19 protein-coding genes are annotated in these 15,786 nt (G+C 45.2%); all 19 read right to left on the bottom strand.

All coding sequences use genetic code 11. The features are described 5' to 3' along the window. Window positions 1-22: 22 nt before the first annotated feature. The 19 genes from fliL to trmFO all read right to left on the bottom strand — a co-directional run bounded on the left by fliL (window position 23) and on the right by trmFO (window position 15,722). Entirely contained in the window at window positions 23-442 is a 420-nt protein-coding gene (gene fliL / locus ACWJJX_RS03785; RefSeq protein WP_003154241.1) for a flagellar basal body-associated protein FliL, read from the bottom strand. Next, window positions 439-654 carry a flagellar FlbD family protein gene (locus tag ACWJJX_RS03780; protein WP_003154243.1) on the bottom strand — a complete coding sequence of 72 codons (216 nt, stop codon included), beginning with the start codon at window positions 652-654 and terminating at the stop codon, window positions 439-441. Before ACWJJX_RS03780 ends, fliL begins: the two co-directional genes overlap by 4 nt. Before the next feature lie 39 nt (window positions 655-693). Beyond that, on the bottom strand, window positions 694-1,470 hold the full coding sequence (gene flgG / locus ACWJJX_RS03775; RefSeq protein WP_454022747.1) for a flagellar basal body rod protein FlgG: 777 nt from the start codon (window positions 1,468-1,470) through the stop codon (window positions 694-696). 24 nt (window positions 1,471-1,494) lie between these two features. Further along, window positions 1,495-1,935 carry a flagellar hook assembly protein FlgD gene (flgD, locus tag ACWJJX_RS03770; RefSeq protein WP_003154247.1) on the bottom strand — a complete coding sequence of 147 codons (441 nt, stop codon included), beginning with the start codon at window positions 1,933-1,935 and terminating at the stop codon, window positions 1,495-1,497. After that, window positions 1,936-3,279, bottom strand: coding sequence for a flagellar hook-length control protein FliK (locus ACWJJX_RS03765; RefSeq protein WP_454022746.1), 1,344 nt, complete (start codon window positions 3,277-3,279; stop codon window positions 1,936-1,938). Between the two features lie 6 nt (window positions 3,280-3,285). Beyond that, window positions 3,286-3,900 carry a MotE family protein gene (locus ACWJJX_RS03760; RefSeq protein ID WP_015388236.1) on the bottom strand — a complete coding sequence of 205 codons (615 nt, stop codon included), beginning with the start codon at window positions 3,898-3,900 and terminating at the stop codon, window positions 3,286-3,288. Window positions 3,901-3,911: 11 nt separating this feature from the next. Next, window positions 3,912-4,355: a flagellar export protein FliJ gene (fliJ, locus tag ACWJJX_RS03755; RefSeq protein WP_003154253.1), complete on the bottom strand. Its 444-nt coding sequence runs from the start codon at window positions 4,353-4,355 to the stop codon at window positions 3,912-3,914. A gap of 5 nt (window positions 4,356-4,360) precedes the next feature. After that, a complete protein-coding gene (gene fliI / locus ACWJJX_RS03750; RefSeq protein ID WP_031379121.1) occupies window positions 4,361-5,677 on the bottom strand; it encodes a flagellar protein export ATPase FliI in 1,317 nt (438 codons plus the stop codon). Further along, window positions 5,674-6,429 carry a flagellar assembly protein FliH gene (fliH, locus tag ACWJJX_RS03745; RefSeq protein ID WP_165409043.1) on the bottom strand — a complete coding sequence of 252 codons (756 nt, stop codon included), beginning with the start codon at window positions 6,427-6,429 and terminating at the stop codon, window positions 5,674-5,676. The genes fliI and fliH overlap by 4 nt, the downstream gene beginning before the upstream one ends. Next, the gene (fliG, locus tag ACWJJX_RS03740; RefSeq protein ID WP_003154256.1) at window positions 6,422-7,438 is read right to left on the bottom strand and encodes a flagellar motor switch protein FliG; all 1,017 of its coding nucleotides are present in this window, start codon (window positions 7,436-7,438) and stop codon (window positions 6,422-6,424) included. Before fliG ends, fliH begins: the two co-directional genes overlap by 8 nt. Before the next feature lie 12 nt (window positions 7,439-7,450). Next, window positions 7,451-9,061 (bottom strand): flagellar basal-body MS-ring/collar protein FliF, encoded by a 1,611-nt coding sequence (gene fliF, locus ACWJJX_RS03735; protein ID WP_062623353.1) that lies wholly within the window; start codon window positions 9,059-9,061, stop codon window positions 7,451-7,453. 42 nt (window positions 9,062-9,103) lie between these two features. Continuing rightward, window positions 9,104-9,424: a flagellar hook-basal body complex protein FliE gene (gene fliE / locus ACWJJX_RS03730; RefSeq protein ID WP_007409777.1), complete on the bottom strand. Its 321-nt coding sequence runs from the start codon at window positions 9,422-9,424 to the stop codon at window positions 9,104-9,106. 10 nt (window positions 9,425-9,434) lie between these two features. Further along, a complete protein-coding gene (gene flgC, locus ACWJJX_RS03725) occupies window positions 9,435-9,887 on the bottom strand; it encodes a flagellar basal body rod protein FlgC (RefSeq protein WP_003154259.1) in 453 nt (150 codons plus the stop codon). Next, a complete protein-coding gene (gene flgB / locus ACWJJX_RS03720; RefSeq protein WP_003154260.1) occupies window positions 9,887-10,276 on the bottom strand; it encodes a flagellar basal body rod protein FlgB in 390 nt (129 codons plus the stop codon). The genes flgC and flgB overlap by 1 nt, the downstream gene beginning before the upstream one ends. A gap of 353 nt (window positions 10,277-10,629) precedes the next feature. Further along, a complete protein-coding gene (gene codY, locus ACWJJX_RS03715; protein WP_003154263.1) occupies window positions 10,630-11,409 on the bottom strand; it encodes a GTP-sensing pleiotropic transcriptional regulator CodY in 780 nt (259 codons plus the stop codon). A gap of 37 nt (window positions 11,410-11,446) precedes the next feature. Continuing rightward, window positions 11,447-12,850 carry an HslU--HslV peptidase ATPase subunit gene (gene hslU / locus ACWJJX_RS03710; RefSeq protein ID WP_394815693.1) on the bottom strand — a complete coding sequence of 468 codons (1,404 nt, stop codon included), beginning with the start codon at window positions 12,848-12,850 and terminating at the stop codon, window positions 11,447-11,449. A gap of 16 nt (window positions 12,851-12,866) precedes the next feature. After that, on the bottom strand, window positions 12,867-13,412 hold the full coding sequence (hslV, locus tag ACWJJX_RS03705; protein ID WP_003154267.1) for an ATP-dependent protease subunit HslV: 546 nt from the start codon (window positions 13,410-13,412) through the stop codon (window positions 12,867-12,869). Window positions 13,413-13,427: 15 nt separating this feature from the next. Further along, a complete protein-coding gene (gene xerC / locus ACWJJX_RS03700; RefSeq protein ID WP_007409774.1) occupies window positions 13,428-14,345 on the bottom strand; it encodes a tyrosine recombinase XerC in 918 nt (305 codons plus the stop codon). 69 nt (window positions 14,346-14,414) lie between these two features. Then, window positions 14,415-15,722: an FADH(2)-oxidizing methylenetetrahydrofolate--tRNA-(uracil(54)-C(5))-methyltransferase TrmFO gene (gene trmFO / locus ACWJJX_RS03695; protein WP_316275772.1), complete on the bottom strand. Its 1,308-nt coding sequence runs from the start codon at window positions 15,720-15,722 to the stop codon at window positions 14,415-14,417. Window positions 15,723-15,786: the final 64 nt, after the last annotated feature.

Raw genomic sequence — 15,786 nt, 5'->3', positions numbered from 1 at the left:
CCGTATTCTGTCAAATTTGTTTTTATTGCAGATTAAAGGAGGTAATGTACACTTTCTGAACTTTTCCTTCTTGGAGATAGCTGTTTACTTTCTCTTTTAATGATTGTTTAAACGCTTCTCTTCCTTTATCTCCCTCAATCTCTCCGGCGCTTGTGTCAGCTAAAATGGAAATGATGTTGTCTTTCACCTGAAAATCGCGTTTTTCAAGTTCTTCCTTCGCTTTAGCCGAGTCGGTTTCAAGCTTGATGCCGATACGGATGATGCTGTCAGACTTTAAGTTTGTCGTGATATCGTCGACAGACACAGTGGCTGCAACGACTTCGTCAATTGTCGGCTTTTTATCTTTGCCGGAGTGTCCGCTGACGACAAAATATGCTGCCGTTCCGAGGCCGGCGATGACAATTAAAATAATCAGCAAAATGATGACTAATTTTTTCTTCATTCTTCTTCCTCTATTCCCTGATCCAGTGAAAATATTTGTATGCTATGGTAAAACGATATGACTTTTTTGAGAACTGCTTCTTCCGGTTCTTTCACTACGAACTTTTTGCCGTTGGACAGTGTAATCGTCGTGTCGGGGAAGCACTCAATCTGTTCGATAAACAGCGCATTCAGCGTAAAAGGCTGGCCGTTTAAACGGGTGACTTGAATCATGCAATCCGGAGAAGCGGCCTAACCGCCTCTCCTCCCTCCTTACCGTTTCAGATTAACCAGCTCCTGAAGGATTTCATCTGAAGTCGTAATGATTTTTGAGTTTGATTGGAAACCGCGCTGAGCAACGATCATTTCGGTAAATTCATCTGTCAGATCTACGTTTGACATTTCAAGATAGCCTGCCAAAAGCTTACCCGTTCCGTTTTCGCCCGGAGTGGTGACTGCGCTCGCAGCTCCTGAACTTAATGATTCTCTATAAAGGTTGCCTCCGATTTTTTCCAGACCGGCGCTGTTAGGGAACGTGACCAGACCAATTTTTCCGGCATCATGAACCGCATCCCCTGCATCAGTGTATGTAACGGTTCCGTCTGCACCGATGCTGTAATCTTTCGCATCAGTCGGAATATTGATTTTGCCGCCGCCGATTTTTTCAAGGTAGTACCCGTCAGTCGTAACAAGGTTGCCTTGATTGTCCTTTCCGAAATTCCCCGCACGTGTGTAAACGATTCCCGAACCTGTATTAATCTGAAAGTATCCGTCTCCGTCAATGGCTAGGTCGGTTTTATTCTGTGTAGCCTGCGGGGCGCCGGTTGAATGAACGACATCAATGGAAGAAGTCGCGGCACCCAAGCCGATTTGTTTTGAATTGGTCACGTTTGAACCGCCGGCGACTGTCTGGCTGATCATATCTTTAAATGTAACGCGGCTTTTCTTAAATCCCACTGTGTTGACGTTGGCGATGTTATTGCCGATTACATCTAGTTTTGTCTGAAAGTTTTTCATGCCGCTGATACCGGAATATAATGAACGTAACATGTTAAATTCCCCCTGGGTTTCTTTTTATTTAGATGTTTCGCTGACGGCCGTGACATTCCACGGACTGACCTCTTTGCCATTTTCAAGCACGAGCACGTAATTGCCGTTTGAATGCTTGACTGAATTGACTGGGCTTGTCTGATCCTTCCCGTCGCTGTCGCTGAATGTGACATTTTTGCCGATCCAGTTCACATACATCGTAAACGGATCTTGATTTTCTACAAATTTAGTCATCGTCGTATTCATATTCATCATTTGCTCCAATGAAGAAAATGTCGCCATCTGGCTGATGAATTCTTTGTCATCAACCGGATTGAGCGGGTCCTGGTTTTGAACCTGTGTCATTAAGATCTTCAGAAATTCGTCTTTCCCTAAATTCGTACTGCTGTTTACTGCGGAGGTGCTCTTCGCGTTTGAAGTGGTTGAAGCGCCCGCCGCGGCATAATCCGAGTTTACTGATGTCAACTATTCTTCCTCCATTTCATTGAGAGAAAGCTCCTCCAGCATATCTCCGAAATCGCCTGACTGCTGCTGGTTCTTCTGCTCTCTCTGTCCCTGATGCTGCTGTTTATTGTGATCTGCCGTCTGCCCGTAAACAGGCTGCTGATCCCCGCTTTGAAGCGGGACTGTAAAACGGTCGACCTGGACCGACATATTCGGAAGCGACTGTTTCAGCTGAGGAAGATGCTGTTCCAGCAGCTCTTTCGCGGACTGGCTGGATGCGATTATTTTGCTTTGAAACATCCCGTTTTCGTTTGTCACCTTAATTGTGACAAATCCGAGGTTCTCGGGATTAAGACGAATCGTAAAGCTTCCGGTTGCTTTCCCGAAAGGCGTGTATTTCATCTGTTTCCAGCCGCTGATAACCTGATCCGTTAACGGTTTATTTTCTGCCGGCTGCTGTTCAGCTCCTGCGGACGCTTGCTGAATGCCGGCAAGGCTTCTCGTTCCCGAAAACAGTATATGTGCAGACAATTTGCTGTCAGGCGCCTTTGCGTGAGAAACCGTGCCTCCGTTTTGCTGTTCCGTTTTCCCGGCTGACTCTTGGGATGATTCAGATGATTGAGATAACACAAAAGCTTTCAGCTCAGTTTCAGCCATATCCCATTCCTTTGTTCCCTTTTGAGAAAGGCCCGCAAGCTGCTCCGCGACGCTTTGAAAGCTCTTCAGCTCAGCGGCTGTCATGGCGTAAAGTTTAGATGCAGATTCGTTTTTCGGAAAAAATGTCTGCCGCAGGTCTTGAATCACGCGGTCCGGAACGCCTTGTTTTTTCAATGCCTCTAATAAACGGGCGCCTTCCCGGTAAACCGCCTTTGCCTGCGTGCTGTCCGGCAGTTCCTGCTGAGATGTGAAGAGCTGGGATACGGCTTCTTGAATGAAAAGCAGGCCCTTCTCAAGCGCATCCTTGACGGAATCCCCGTCTTTTGCGGAAGAATCCGGCTCATTCGTTTCAGGCTTCGCCCCCTGCTGTTTTCCCGCTAACATGTCTTCAACGGATTCGGCAAGCTGTTTCAATAAAGGAAGAGCTGTTTCAGCCGTCTGCTTTCCTTCAAGAGCTTTTACCGCCTCAAGCAGCTGTTTAAGCTGCAATTCTTTATCTTCCGGGCCGGCTTTCAGCCAATCACCGATTTTCGATAGGGCATCATTCAGCTCTGCGTCACTTGTTTTTGTTTCATCTCCGGGCTGCCGGGGAGAAGTGATTTCCGACAGGAGCCAGTTCTGAAATAGACCTAAGCTGTTTACATTCGTCTTCACATTGCTGTTTTGCGCAGTCTGCGTACGATTACCCGTTAATTCAAGCAGCTTCAACTTACATCACTCCTTATTTCCGTCAGCGGATAGTTTTTCTGTATATTTAGCCGCTTGTTCAGGAGTCATTTTCGTCAAGATTTCAGCAAGCTGCTTTTTACTTAATCCATTTAAAATATCGAGGGCTTCTTTTTCTTTCAGCTTTACGATAATGCTTGCCGCTTTACCGCTGTCCATACTTTTATAGATGTTGATCATTTTATCTTTTCCGGCTGAATCCGAAGCGTCTTTTTTTGTTTCATCCGTCTTCGTTTTCTGCTGCTGTTCAGCTTCCTGTTTCAGCGAACGGATTTTCTGATTCAGATTATCGATTTCGGACTTGCTTGTGTCTAAATCTTTATTCAAAATGTTAATTTCACTTTTTTGTTCCTTTATGGTCTTTTCAAGAGAAGCCGTTCTGTCTTCCTTCTGCTTTTCCGCCGCGCTTTTCATTTCTTTCGTTTCGGGAACCAATTCTTTTAAAACAGGCGTTTTAGCGGCTGTTTCCTGAATCGGCTTCATCACATCAACGCCGGCAGCCCAAAGGATGATGCTTGCGACGATGATCAGAAAAATCAGCGGGATCATGATAAAAAGCAGGATTGAACCGAACTTTCCAGATCTCTTTTCTTTATCGGCCATTTCATTCGCTCCTAATGCCCCTGAATCATAAACTGCTTGATTGAAATGTCGTCCATTTCCCTCATCTCTGCAGCTTTATCTTCAAGTGCGAACATATTAAATTGTTTTTCCCGCATTTTTTCAAATTTCTTTACTTCAATGTTTTTTTCGGTGAGCTGTTCCTGCTTCTCATTCATTTCATTTCGTTTCATAATGACAAGCTTTTGATAATGATAGATGGTGTTCTCAAGATTGGAAACGAATTGCTGATAATGTCTCATTTCCTGAACGCTCATCCCGCATTTCAGCTTTGATTCTTTGTCTTTTTCGAGCAATTCTTTTTTGCTCATATTTTCATATAGTTTTTCAGCCACTGTCTCAAATTCAGAAACCGATTGTCTGTATTCAGTCAATGTTTGGTCTTTTTCATTTTCTTTTAATTCCAGCAGCTTTTGAAATCTGAATTGGTAAGCCATGATGTTTATTCCTCATTTCCTGTCAGACTCGTCAATGCCGCAATGCTGTCTTCCAGTTGAGCAGGTTCTTCCGTTCCTTGTTTTAAAAATTGAATAAGCTGCGGATAAAACTGAATCGCTTCATCAATTTCTCTTGATGACCCTCTTTTGTAAGCTCCGATATTAATGAGATCTTCAGAGTTTTGATAAGTTGACAGAAGATCGCGGAATTTGTTGGCCGCCTCTATGTGCGCTGTATCTGAAATATTAGACATGACCCTGCTGATGCTTTTCAGGATGTTCACGGCCGGGAACTGCCCCTTGTTGGCAAGCGCCCGGTCGAGAACAATATGCCCGTCTAATATTCCGCGCACCGTATCGGCAATCGGTTCGTTCATGTCATCTCCGTCAACGAGAACCGTATAAAAAGCGGTTATCGTTCCTTGTTCATTCGCGCCCGTTCTTTCCAGCAAACGGGGCAAAATAGCGAACACAGAAGGTGTATATCCTTTTGTTGTCGGCGGTTCTCCCGCTGCCAGGCCGATTTCCCGCTGAGCCATCGCGACCCTCGTGACGGAGTCCATCATGAACATCACATTCCGGCCTTTATCGCGGAAATACTCCGCAATGGCGGTGGCCGTATACGCCGCTTTCAATCGCATTAACGCAGGCTGATCAGAGGTCGCGACTACGACTATCGAGCGTTTCAGGCCTTCTTCGCCTAAATCCTTCTCAATGAACTCACGCACCTCGCGCCCCCGTTCACCGACAAGTGCGATAATGTTTAAATCAGCTTCAGTCTGCTTCGCAATCATTCCCATCAAGGTGCTTTTCCCGACTCCGCTTCCGGCAAAAATCCCGATTCTCTGCCCTTTTCCTACCGTCAGCAGACTGTCAATCGATCTGACGCCGACACCCATCTTTTCCCGTATCGGCGGGCGTTTCATCGGGTTTGGCGGCTGCTGTTCTGTCGAAACGGGGGACAAACCTTTCGGAAGCGCCCGGCCGTCAAGAGGTTCGCCGAACGCGTCGACAACTTGTCCGATTAACCCCGCCCCTACTTTGATGCGGAGCGACTCGCCAGTGGCCTCCACAATGCTGCCCGGCGCGATACTGGCTGCTTCCAGATAAGGCATTAACAGAATGTTTTCATCCTGGAAGCCTACAACCTCAGCTTTAATCGCTTTTTTTGCATGGCCTTTCGGATAAATGAGACAAACATCTCCGATTGAGCTTTCGGGCCCTTTTGATTCAATCATCAGCCCGATGACCCGTTTAACCTTGCCGTAGCGTTTGTACGGATCCGCTGTTTCAATTGAGTCTATTAAATACTGTGTCTTCATTGCTCCGCTCCCGCCTCAAGCGCCGTTAAAAGCTTTTGCTTTAATTGCATCAGCTGAGTGTCTATGCCTGCATCAACACGTCCGAACGGAGTTTCTATCGAGCACGTTCCCTTCGCGGCTTTTTCATCGGCATATAAGCTTAATCTGCATTCTTTGTATAACAGCTGCTGAATTTCGTCCATATGCTGATGAACCGTCTCATAATATTCAGGGTCCACATAGATGGAGATGTCATCATAATCTTTTACTTCGGCTACTACCTGTTTGACCAGCAGAAGGAAAGCCTCTTTATCGTCACTTTTTTGCCGCCATACTTTTTTAGCGAGCGCAACGGAAAGCTCAATAATTTCTTCCTCAGCGCTTTCCAGTTTTTCCTCGACTGACTGTCTCGCCATTCCCATAACGGCATTGGCCCGGCTGATGAGATTGGCATATTCAGCTTGAGCCTCGGCTTTTCCCAATGCCATGCCTTCTTTATATCCTTCTGCCTTCGCTTCTTCCATCAATCTTTGTTTTTCTTCCGCCCAGCGGTTTTTCTCTTCTTCAATCTGCCGAAGAGTGTGATCCAATTGACTTTTCGCTTCTTCAGACACCCTGTCGGCTTCGGCCTTGGCAAAGGCCATGAGCGCCTCCGGATTTTCAAGTTCCTCCCGGTCTGGCTGGGAATGTGTTTTCCTGACTTCCTGCAAGGAAAGCTTGCGCCGTTTTTGTTCAGGAGAAAATGATGATTGCTGTTTAATGATATTAGACAATAATATCGTCTCCTCCGCCTCGCGCGATTACAATTTCTCCGGCTTCTTCCAGCTTGCGGACGACGCCCACGATTCTTGATTGCGCCTCTTCCACATCACGCAAACGCACAGGCCCCATAATTTCCATTTCCTCTTTAAACGTTTCAACCATACGCTGTGACATATTGCTGAAGACGATCTCTTTGACTTCCTCGCTCGCAACCTTCAATGAAAGCAGGAGGTCGTCGTTTTCAACGTCTCTGATCACGCGCTGAATCGCACGGTTATCAAGGGTGACAATATCTTCAAAGACAAACATCCGTTTTTTGATTTCATCCGCCAATTCAGGATCTTGGATTTCTAATGAATCAAGGATCGTTTTTTCCGTTCCTCTGTCTACGCCGTTTAACACTTCAACAACGGCTTCTATGCCGCCGGTCTGCGTATAATCCTGCGTAAAGGAGGAGGACAGCTTTTGTTCAAGGACCCGCTCCACTTCATTTATGATTTCGGGAGACGTTCTGTCCATAACCGCAATCCTTCTTGCCACCTCAGCCTGAACGTCCGGGTTCAGCTCAGACAAAATCTGTCCGGCCTGCACCGGGTCAAGGTAGGATAAAATCAGTGCCATCGTTTGCGGATGTTCCTGCTGAATGAAATTTAAAATCTGTTCGGGCTCCGCTTTTCTTGCAAAATCAAACGGCTTTACCTGCAAAGAAGAGGTGAGCCTGTTTAAAATGCTTACCGCTTTATCTTCTCCGAGCGCTTTTTCAAGCACTTGGCGGGCGTAATTTAAACCGCCTTGTGAAATATAGTCCTGAGCGATTGCGATATTATGAAATTCTTCAATGATTTCATCTTTTCTTTGATGATCGACGCTTCTGACTCCCGAAATCTCGAGAGTCAATCTTTCAATTTCTTCTTCAGACAAATGCTTGTACACAGAAGCTGATACATCAAGGCCTAAGGAAATCATGAGGATGGCTGCTTTTTGTTTTCCTGTAAGCTTGTTCTGATCACGTTTCGCCATTTTCCATTCCCCCTAATCCTCGTCCAGCCAGCTTCGAAGCAATTTAGCAAAGTCTTCCGGTTTTTCTTTAGCCATTTTTTCAAGCTGTTTTCGTCTGACTGTTTCTTCCGTTTCAATTTTCTCTTCGTTGATATCAGGCAATCGAACCGGCTCCGGCGGTGTTTCATATTCATATTCTTCGTATTCATCCTCTTGTGAGCGTTTCTTTCTGATGAGGAGAATAATAAGCAGAATAATGGCCGCAAGCAGTACGCCGCCTGTAATGTATACCCAGATCGGAAGACCTGAAGATTGTGCCGAATCTGTGTTCAGGCTTGTTTTTCCGTCAAACGGCTGAACGGATACAACGATTTTATTGTTGATATCATTGTCTGTCAGGTTTTGATTTTGCGTTTCGTTTTTATCAAGAGACGTTCTGACGACCGTTCCTAAAATCTTCTGTATATCAGCCTGTCTCTGTGCTGATAAGGAAGCGGCATTTTTCGGATTAGGCGGCTCCACCATGACCTGAATGCCTAAATCACGCACTTTATACGGGCTTTCCGCGATTTCTTTATGAATGCGGTTGACTTCATAGTTGATTTTATTGCTGCTTTTTTCGTAGTCCCCGCTGTTTGAACCGCCGTTTGTCTCGGCATAGTTCGCGGTGTCATTGCTTCCCGTTCCGGCCGTGCCGCCGTTGGCTGCGCCGTCGCCTTTATACGTTTCCGCAACTTTTTCGGCGCTTACCGCTATGCCTTCCATGTTATCTTTATCGACAGGTTCAACAGTGTCTTCAGTGCGTTTTTCCTTCGTAAAGTCAATATCCGCCGTTACGGAAACAACGACCTTATCCTGCCCCATCATTGTGCCGAGCAGTGACTGAACATGTTTTTGAATGTCCTTTTCGACCTGCGACTTAATACCTTGCTGAGATGCATAACTGTCAGAAACGGACCCTGCACCGCTGTCACTTTTGTCATAATATGTAGAATTTTGATCCATTATGACGATATTATCTTCTTTTAAGTTCGGAACACTTTTAGAAACGAGATGGTACAGCCCGTTGATCTGGTTTTGATCAAGCGAGTAGCCCGGTTTCATCTGCAAAACGATGGATGCGGACGCTGCCGGCTGATCTTCACCGACGAACACGGCTTCTTTCGGCATATTGATCATGACCTTCGAGTTTTTAATACCGTCCATTTCATTTATCAGGTTTGACAATTCGGTCTGAGTCGCCTCAACCTTTAAAACGTCAAACTCATTATCTGTCAGGCCGAAGCCCGCATTTTGTCCGAAAAACGAATAATCAATTGATCCCGTTTTCGGCAGGCCTTCCGCGGCAAGCTGGACTTTAAGCGAATCCACTTGGCTCTCAGGAACCTTTATGACGGTGCCGCCGTCAGCAAGTTCAGAAGACACCTTTTTCGTATCGAGCTCTTCTTTAATCTTCCCCGCTTCTTCCGCGGACAAATCTTTATAAAGAGGCACCATCTTTTCAGACGAAGTAAAAATAATAACGACGATGAGTAAAATAATGAATGCGGCCAAGCCGCTTACCATGAGTATCTTCTGTGTTTTTGATCTGTTGTTCCAAAACGCTGCCGTTTTGGTTTTCATTTGCATTAGAGTACGATTCATGTTAACCCCCGGTCATTCCAGTCATTCTCTTCAATCTGACCACTACATCTGCATTCTCATGATTTCCTGATAGGCTTCCACGGCTTTATTGCGGAATTCGGTAGCGGCCGTCAGAGAGATATTTGCTTTTTGGGCAGCGATCATGACCTCGTCAAGGTTTACATCCTTTCCTGCAGCCAGTTCGTTCGTTATTTGGTCAGATTTTACTTGTGACTCATTTAACGAATCAATAGAGTTTTTTAAAAGCTCCGAAAAGCTTGTTTGGTTTGAAGAATCAGTTTTTTGAGTTTGGTTTAATTGATTCGTTACGTTTTGAGTGTTTTGGGTTTGTTGAAGCTGAAAAGGAGTAATAGCGTTAACCACTTACATCACCTTACTTTCCGATTTCTAAAGCCTTCAAAAGCATGCCTTTGGAGGCGTTTAATGCAGTTACGTTTGCTTCATATGATCTCGTGCTGCTGACAAGATCCACCATTTCTTTTAATGGGTCTACATTTGGTTTTTGCACATATCCGTCTTTATTCGCATCAGGATTCTCCGGATCATAAACGAGATTAAAAGCGGACGGGTCTTCCGTAACGCCAGATACCTTTACGCCATTTCCAGCGCTTCCTGTTCCGTTCATCTTGGAATGTAAAAGGGACGAAAATGATTCGCCTCCCGATTGGAGAGATACCAGCTTTCTTCTGTAAGGCACCCATTCACCATTTACCTGCTTCGCTCTCGTTGTATCCATATTGGCCAGGTTGGACGATACGACGTCCATCCGGACACGCTGTGCAGTTAAAGCGGAGCCCGAAATATTTAAGCTTTGAAAGCCACTCATTATTTTCCTCCTGTCAAGACGGTTTTCAGAGAATTGAATTTGCCGCTCATTCTTTCAACCAAAGCCTGATAATTAATTTGGTTTTCGGCTAAATCTGTCATTTCTTTGTCGATATCGACATTGTTTCCGTTTTGCTGGTACGATGTATCACTGCTGGACACGATAGAATAATCGTCCCCTGAACCCGTAAAGTCAACGTGCCGATAGTCGGTTTTTACCGCCTCAAGATTGGATGTTTCTTGATCTAACAAATTTCGGAAAGAGACTTTTTTTGCCTTATAGTTCGGTGTATCTATATTGGCGATGTTATTAGTTAAGACTTTTTGCTTAATGTCCGCTCTCCCCAAGGCATTCTCAAGATTTTGTATAGTTCCAGAAAATAAGTCCAAATCCACTTACCTCCATTTCAGATATTTTTCTCCTAAAAATCCTTGTCGAGAATTGTAAAACCATATGCTTATTGTAAGAAATAACAGGCTTAAAGTCTATGAAGTTAGGCTAAAAAAAAGTGCTCAATTATATCTATTTTGCATGTAGGCATTAAGTCCTAGAGTATTTGGACTACAAGCATTTGTTTAATATAAGACTGAAAATAGCAGAATTTCTGTATCTTCCTCCTTTTTTCACACAGCAAGATGGATTATCTCAGATCAGCTTCCAATAAGCAACTTTAAACTGCAACTTTTCACCTATTGTCCATAAAAAAAGCAGGACCCCCATTTTCAGGGATCCTGCTTTTGTCTTAATGAGATTTAAGGTTTTCCAATTCAATAAGGAATTTGTTGTTCAGAACTTTAATGTACGTCCCCTTCATTCCCAGTGATCTGGATTCAATGACGCCTGCGCTTTCCAGCTTTCTCAGCGCGTTAACGATTACTGAACGCGTAATGCCGACACGGTCCGCAATCTTACTTGCCACAAGCAAGCCTTCGTTTCCGTCAAGCTCTTCAAAGATATGCTCAATCGCTTCAAGTTCACTGTAAGACAGAGAACTGATCGCCATTTGAACAACCGCTTTGCTTCGCGCCTCTTCTTCGATTTCTTCCGCTTTTTCTCTTAAAATCTCCATTCCTACAACGGTTGCTCCGTATTCAGCAAGAATGAGATCATCATCTTCAAATTGATCCTGCAGACGGGACAGAATCAGCGTGCCCAGTCTCTCTCCTCCGCCGATGATCGGCACGATCGTTGTTAAGCCCGCTTGGAACAGGTCTCTGTTTTCCACAGGAAACGCCGTGTATTCGCTGTTGATATCAAGGTTTGAAGACGTCTCCGGAACATTGAACAGATTTCTCGTGTACTCTTCCGGGAACTGGCGGTCTTCAAGCATTTTTTTCATGCGGTCATTTTCAATCTGCTGATTAATAGAGTAGCCCAAAAGCTTTCCTCTGCGGCTGACGACGAAAATATTAGAATCAATGACGTCACGAAGCGTTTCAGCCATTTCTTTAAAGTTTACGGGTTTGCCTGCCGCAGCCTGCAGCATGCTGTTAATAATTCGTGTTTTTTGTAGTAAAGCCATGATAAATAATCCTCCTAGAATTCCTCTTATTAAATTTTCACAATATAAATTGACTTAGATCTTTGTTGTTTGCAATCGTTCCGAGCTTTTCTTCAACGTATTGCGGCGTGATGGCGACTTTTTCCATCGTCACGTCCGGCGCTTCAAACGACAGGTCTTCCAAGAGACGTTCCAATATCGTGTGAAGCCTTCTCGCTCCGATGTTGTCCGTGTCCTGATTCACATGATAAGCCACTTCGGCGATCTTACGAATAGCTTCGTCAGAAAATTCAAGAGATATACCTTCTGTCTGCAATAAAGCCTGATATTGTTTTAACAGCGCGTTATCGGGTTCGACGAGAATCTTCACAAAATCATCCACCGTCAGCTTGCTCAATTCTACACGAATCGGAAAGCGGCCCTGCAGCTCCGGAATCAGATCAGACGGTTTGGCCATATGGAATGCCCCGGCTGCGATAAACAGCACGTGATCTGTCTTGACGGAGCCGTATTTCGTGACGACGGTAGATCCTTCGACAATCGGAAGGATATCTCTTTGAACGCCTTCTCTCGATACATCTGCTGAGGAAGAAGCCCCTCCGTTTTTTGCGATTTTATCTATTTCGTCAATAAAGATAATGCCGCCCTCTTCAGCTCTTAACACGGCCTCTTGGCCGACTTCATCCATATCGATTAATTTGCCTGCCTCTTCATTGGTCAGAACCTTCCTTGCTTCTCTGACCGTCATTTTGCGGCGTTTTTTCTTTTTCGGCATCAGATTGCTCAGCGCATCCTGCATATTCATGCCCATCTGCTCCATCCCGGAGCCTTGCAGCATGTCAAACATCGACGGCTGCTGCTCTTCCACCTCTACGGAGACGTAATGGTCTTCGAGCTCTCCCAATGCGAGCTGATGCGCCATGCGTTTTCTTTTTTCTTCAAGGCTTGCTTCTTCCTGCTGGTCGGTATCATCATCATTTGCCGTCTGGCTTCCTCCGAAAAGCATTTCAAACGGATTTTTCACACCCGCTTGTTTTTTCTTTCCCGGAACGAGAAGCCGCACTATACGTTTGTTTGCATTTTCTTCAGCCTGTTCTTTCACTTCGCTGATTTTTTCTTCTTTAATGAGCCGCACGGATGTCTCAACAAGGTCTCTGACCATTGATTCGACATCTCTGCCTACATAGCCGACTTCTGTAAATTTTGTCGCTTCAATTTTTATAAATGGCGCACCGGTAAGCTTGGCGATCCGTCTGGCGATCTCTGTTTTCCCCACCCCGGTCGGGCCCATCATCAGGATGTTTTTGGGAACGATCTCGTCTCTCAGTTTTTCATCAAGAAGACTTCTGCGATAGCGGTTTCTTAATGCCACGGCGACAGCTTTTTTCGCATCCTGCTGTCCTACAATGTATTGATCCAACCGATCTACGATTTGTCTCGGTGTTAACGGTTTGTTTTCCATGCGCCTCAAGTCCTTTCTATTCAAGTTCTTCCAAAATGATCTGATCGTTTGTGTACACACAAATCTCGCCTGCGATTTTCAAAGCGGCTTTTGCAATATCTTTGGCGGACAGATTCTCTCCGGCATAGGTTTTCAGCGCTCTTCCTGCTGACAGGGCGTAGTTTCCGCCGGAGCCGATTGCCAAAATGCCGTCATCCGGCTCAATCACTTCACCTGTTCCCGATACGAGAAGCAAGGTATCCTGGTTCATGACAATCAGCATGGCTTCCAGCTTGCGCAGCACTTTATCGCTGCGCCATTCTTTCGCAAGCTCAACCGACGCCCGTTTTAAATTGCCGTTGTATTCTTCAAGCTTCGCCTCAAACATTTCAAAAAGTGTGAAAGCGTCTGCAACAGATCCCGCAAATCCGGCCAGAACCTTTCCGTTAAACAGCTTTCTCACTTTTCTCGCAGTATGTTTCATGACTACAGCCTGACCGAATGTGACCTGGCCGTCTCCTGACATAGCGCTTTTCCCGTTATGCTGGACGGCAAAAATCGTTGTCGCATGAAAAGATGACATGAGAAGGGCCTCCTTTTAATTTTCTTTAAAAGCTCTCGGGTGGTGGGACATATATGTGTTTCTCAGCATTTCCTTCGATACATGCGTGTATATCTGCGTAGAAGACAGATTGGAATGGCCCAAAAGCTCCTGGACGCTTCTTAAATCAGCCCCTTCATTCAGCAGATGAGTCGCAAACGTGTGCCGAAGCATATGCGGGTGTATATGTAAAGTGCCGGATGCTTTTTTTACAAGCCCGCTTAAAATATACCGGATTCCTCTGGCGGTCAGCGGGCCGCCTCTTTGATTGACAAACAGCACATCATGAGGCTCTTTTGCTTTTTCAAGCAGGCACTGCCTTCCGCTGTTGATATACAGCTCCAGCGCATCACGGGCATATGAGCCGAACGGGATATAGCGCTGCTTCTTGCCTTTCCCGTGAACGAGCACCGTATCCATGAACAGGTCAAGATCGCCGACAGTGAGCGTACAGCACTCACTGACCCTCATTCCGGTCGCATAAAGAAGCTCAAGCAGGGCCTGATCGCGCATCCCTGACGGCTGACTTCTGTCTGAGACAGCGAATAGTTCCTCAAGTTCTTTTTCATAAAGAAACTTCGGAATCCGTTTCTCTTGTTTCGGCAGATGAACAAGCTGAAACGGATTCTCTTCAACAAGCTTTTCCCTCATTAAAAATTTATAGAAGCTTCTCAAAGCTGAAATTTTCTTGCTGATTGTTTTTCTTGACAGGCCTTTTTCATAAGCCTCTGTCAAAAATATTCTCACATCATGATATGCAGCTTCTTTCATTCCATTTATATTTTGAGCATGCAGAAACATCCCAAATTCTTCAATCGAATTAACATAATTCACAATAGTATATTGTGAATAATTTTTTTCAATTTGTAAATATTCAACGAATAACTTTAAAAAAAAGTTAACATTCTCAGTCATTATGAAGACCTCCCTCTCCGAAGGGCTTTTAAATGGTATCATATAATGCATCGAAGTTGCAATGAAAAGCTATATCGTTTTCGAAATAGTTTGAATAGTCTCAATTGCGCGTTTAGCGTATTCTTCATTTCGTTCTTTTTTGTTTTTAATTTTTACAGGCAATTCTTTTAAGAGGCCGAAGTTTGCATTCATCGGCTGGAAGTTCTTCTGATTTGTCGTCGTAATGTAGTGAGCCATGCTTCCGATCGCCGTCTCCTGCGGGAATGTCACAAGATCCTGACCGAGCACAAGTTTGGCGGCATTGATTCCCGCTACAAGACCTGAAGCGGCAGATTCAACATAACCCTCTACACCGGTCATTTGGCCCGCGAAAAACAGATCGTTCCGCTGTTTAAATTGATATGTCGGGTTCAAAAGGCTCGGCGAGTTGATAAATGTGTTTCTGTGCATGACGCCGTATCTGACGATATCAACATTTTCAAGGCCGGGGATCAGTTTAAGCACTTCTTTTTGGTCTCCCCATTTTAAATGTGTCTGAAAACCTACAATATTATAAAGCGTTCCCGCCGCGTCATCCTGTCTGAGCTGAACGACTGCATAAGGGCGCTTGCCTGTTTTCGGATCTTCCAGTCCGACCGGTTTCATCGGTCCGAACAGCATCGTTTTCTTGCCTCTTTTCGCCATGACTTCAATCGGCATGCAGCCTTCAAAGAAGATTTCTTTTTCGAATTCTTTTAAAGGAACAGTCTCAGCCGTCGTCAATGCTTCATAGAAACGGTCGAACTCTTCCTCTGTCATCGGGCAGTTTAAGTATGCCGCTTCTCCCTTGTCGTAACGGGATTTTAAGTACACTTTCTCCATATCAAGGCTGTCTTTTTCGACAATCGGCGCCGCCGCGTCATAAAAATACAGATACTCTTCTCCCGTGAGCTCTTTCAGCTGCTGTGAAAGCGATTCTGACGTAAGCGGTCCGGTCGCGATCACCGTCGGGCCTTCCGGAATTTCTGTTACTTCCTCAGTAAGAATCGTTACGTTCGGATGGTTTTTCACGAGATCCGTCACGCTTTGCGCAAATTCATGGCGGTCAACTGCAAGCGCTCCCCCTGCGGGAACCGAGCATTTATCAGCAGATTGAATGATTGCTGAGTCAAGCGCCCGCATTTCTTCTTTTAATACGCCTACCGCATTGGCGAGTGTATTTGAACGGAGGGAGTTGCTGCATACCAGTTCAGCGAATTTATCAGTATGATGGGCTGCCGTCTGCCTGACGGGCCGCATTTCGTATAGTTTTACTTGAATTCCTCGTTTTGCAAGCTGCCATGCCGCTTCACTTCCGGCAAGGCCTGCTCCGATTACATTAACTGTTTGCTGGTTCATTTCTTTTCATCTCCTGTTGTTTGTCCCTTCCACACAAAGAAGGTGAGCAAGGCTCTGCTCACCG

It is taken from the genome of Bacillus sp. YH3-2-B2, from assembly GCF_053663335.1.
This window is presented reverse-complemented; position numbering and strand designations above follow the sequence as displayed.

Coding starts and splice junctions, on each gene's coding strand:
- fliL (WP_003154241.1), bottom strand. CDS start 442: ATGAAGAAAAAATTAGTCATCATTTTGCTGATTATTTTAATTGTCATC.
- ACWJJX_RS03780 (WP_003154243.1), bottom strand. CDS start 654: ATGATTCAAGTCACCCGTTTAAACGGCCAGCCTTTTACGCTGAATGCG.
- flgG (WP_454022747.1), bottom strand. CDS start 1,470: ATGTTACGTTCATTATATTCCGGTATCAGCGGCATGAAAAACTTTCAG.
- ACWJJX_RS03760 (WP_015388236.1), bottom strand. CDS start 3,900: ATGGCCGATAAAGAAAAGAGATCTGGAAAGTTCGGTTCAATCCTGCTT.
- fliJ (WP_003154253.1), bottom strand. CDS start 4,355: ATGGCTTACCAATTCAGATTTCAAAAGCTGCTGGAATTAAAAGAAAAT.
- fliI (WP_031379121.1), bottom strand. CDS start 5,677: ATGAAGACACAGTATTTAATAGACTCAATTGAAACAGCGGATCCGTAC.
- fliG (WP_003154256.1), bottom strand. CDS start 7,438: ATGGCGAAACGTGATCAGAACAAGCTTACAGGAAAACAAAAAGCAGCC.
- fliF (WP_062623353.1), bottom strand. CDS start 9,061: ATGAATCGTACTCTAATGCAAATGAAAACCAAAACGGCAGCGTTTTGG.
- flgC (WP_003154259.1), bottom strand. CDS start 9,887: ATGAGTGGCTTTCAAAGCTTAAATATTTCGGGCTCCGCTTTAACTGCA.
- codY (WP_003154263.1), bottom strand. CDS start 11,409: ATGGCTTTACTACAAAAAACACGAATTATTAACAGCATGCTGCAGGCT.
- hslU (WP_394815693.1), bottom strand. CDS start 12,850: ATGGAAAACAAACCGTTAACACCGAGACAAATCGTAGATCGGTTGGAT.
- hslV (WP_003154267.1), bottom strand. CDS start 13,412: ATGTCATCTTTTCATGCGACAACGATTTTTGCCGTCCAGCATAACGGG.
- xerC (WP_007409774.1), bottom strand. CDS start 14,345: ATGACTGAGAATGTTAACTTTTTTTTAAAGTTATTCGTTGAATATTTA.
- trmFO (WP_316275772.1), bottom strand. CDS start 15,722: ATGAACCAGCAAACAGTTAATGTAATCGGAGCAGGCCTTGCCGGAAGT.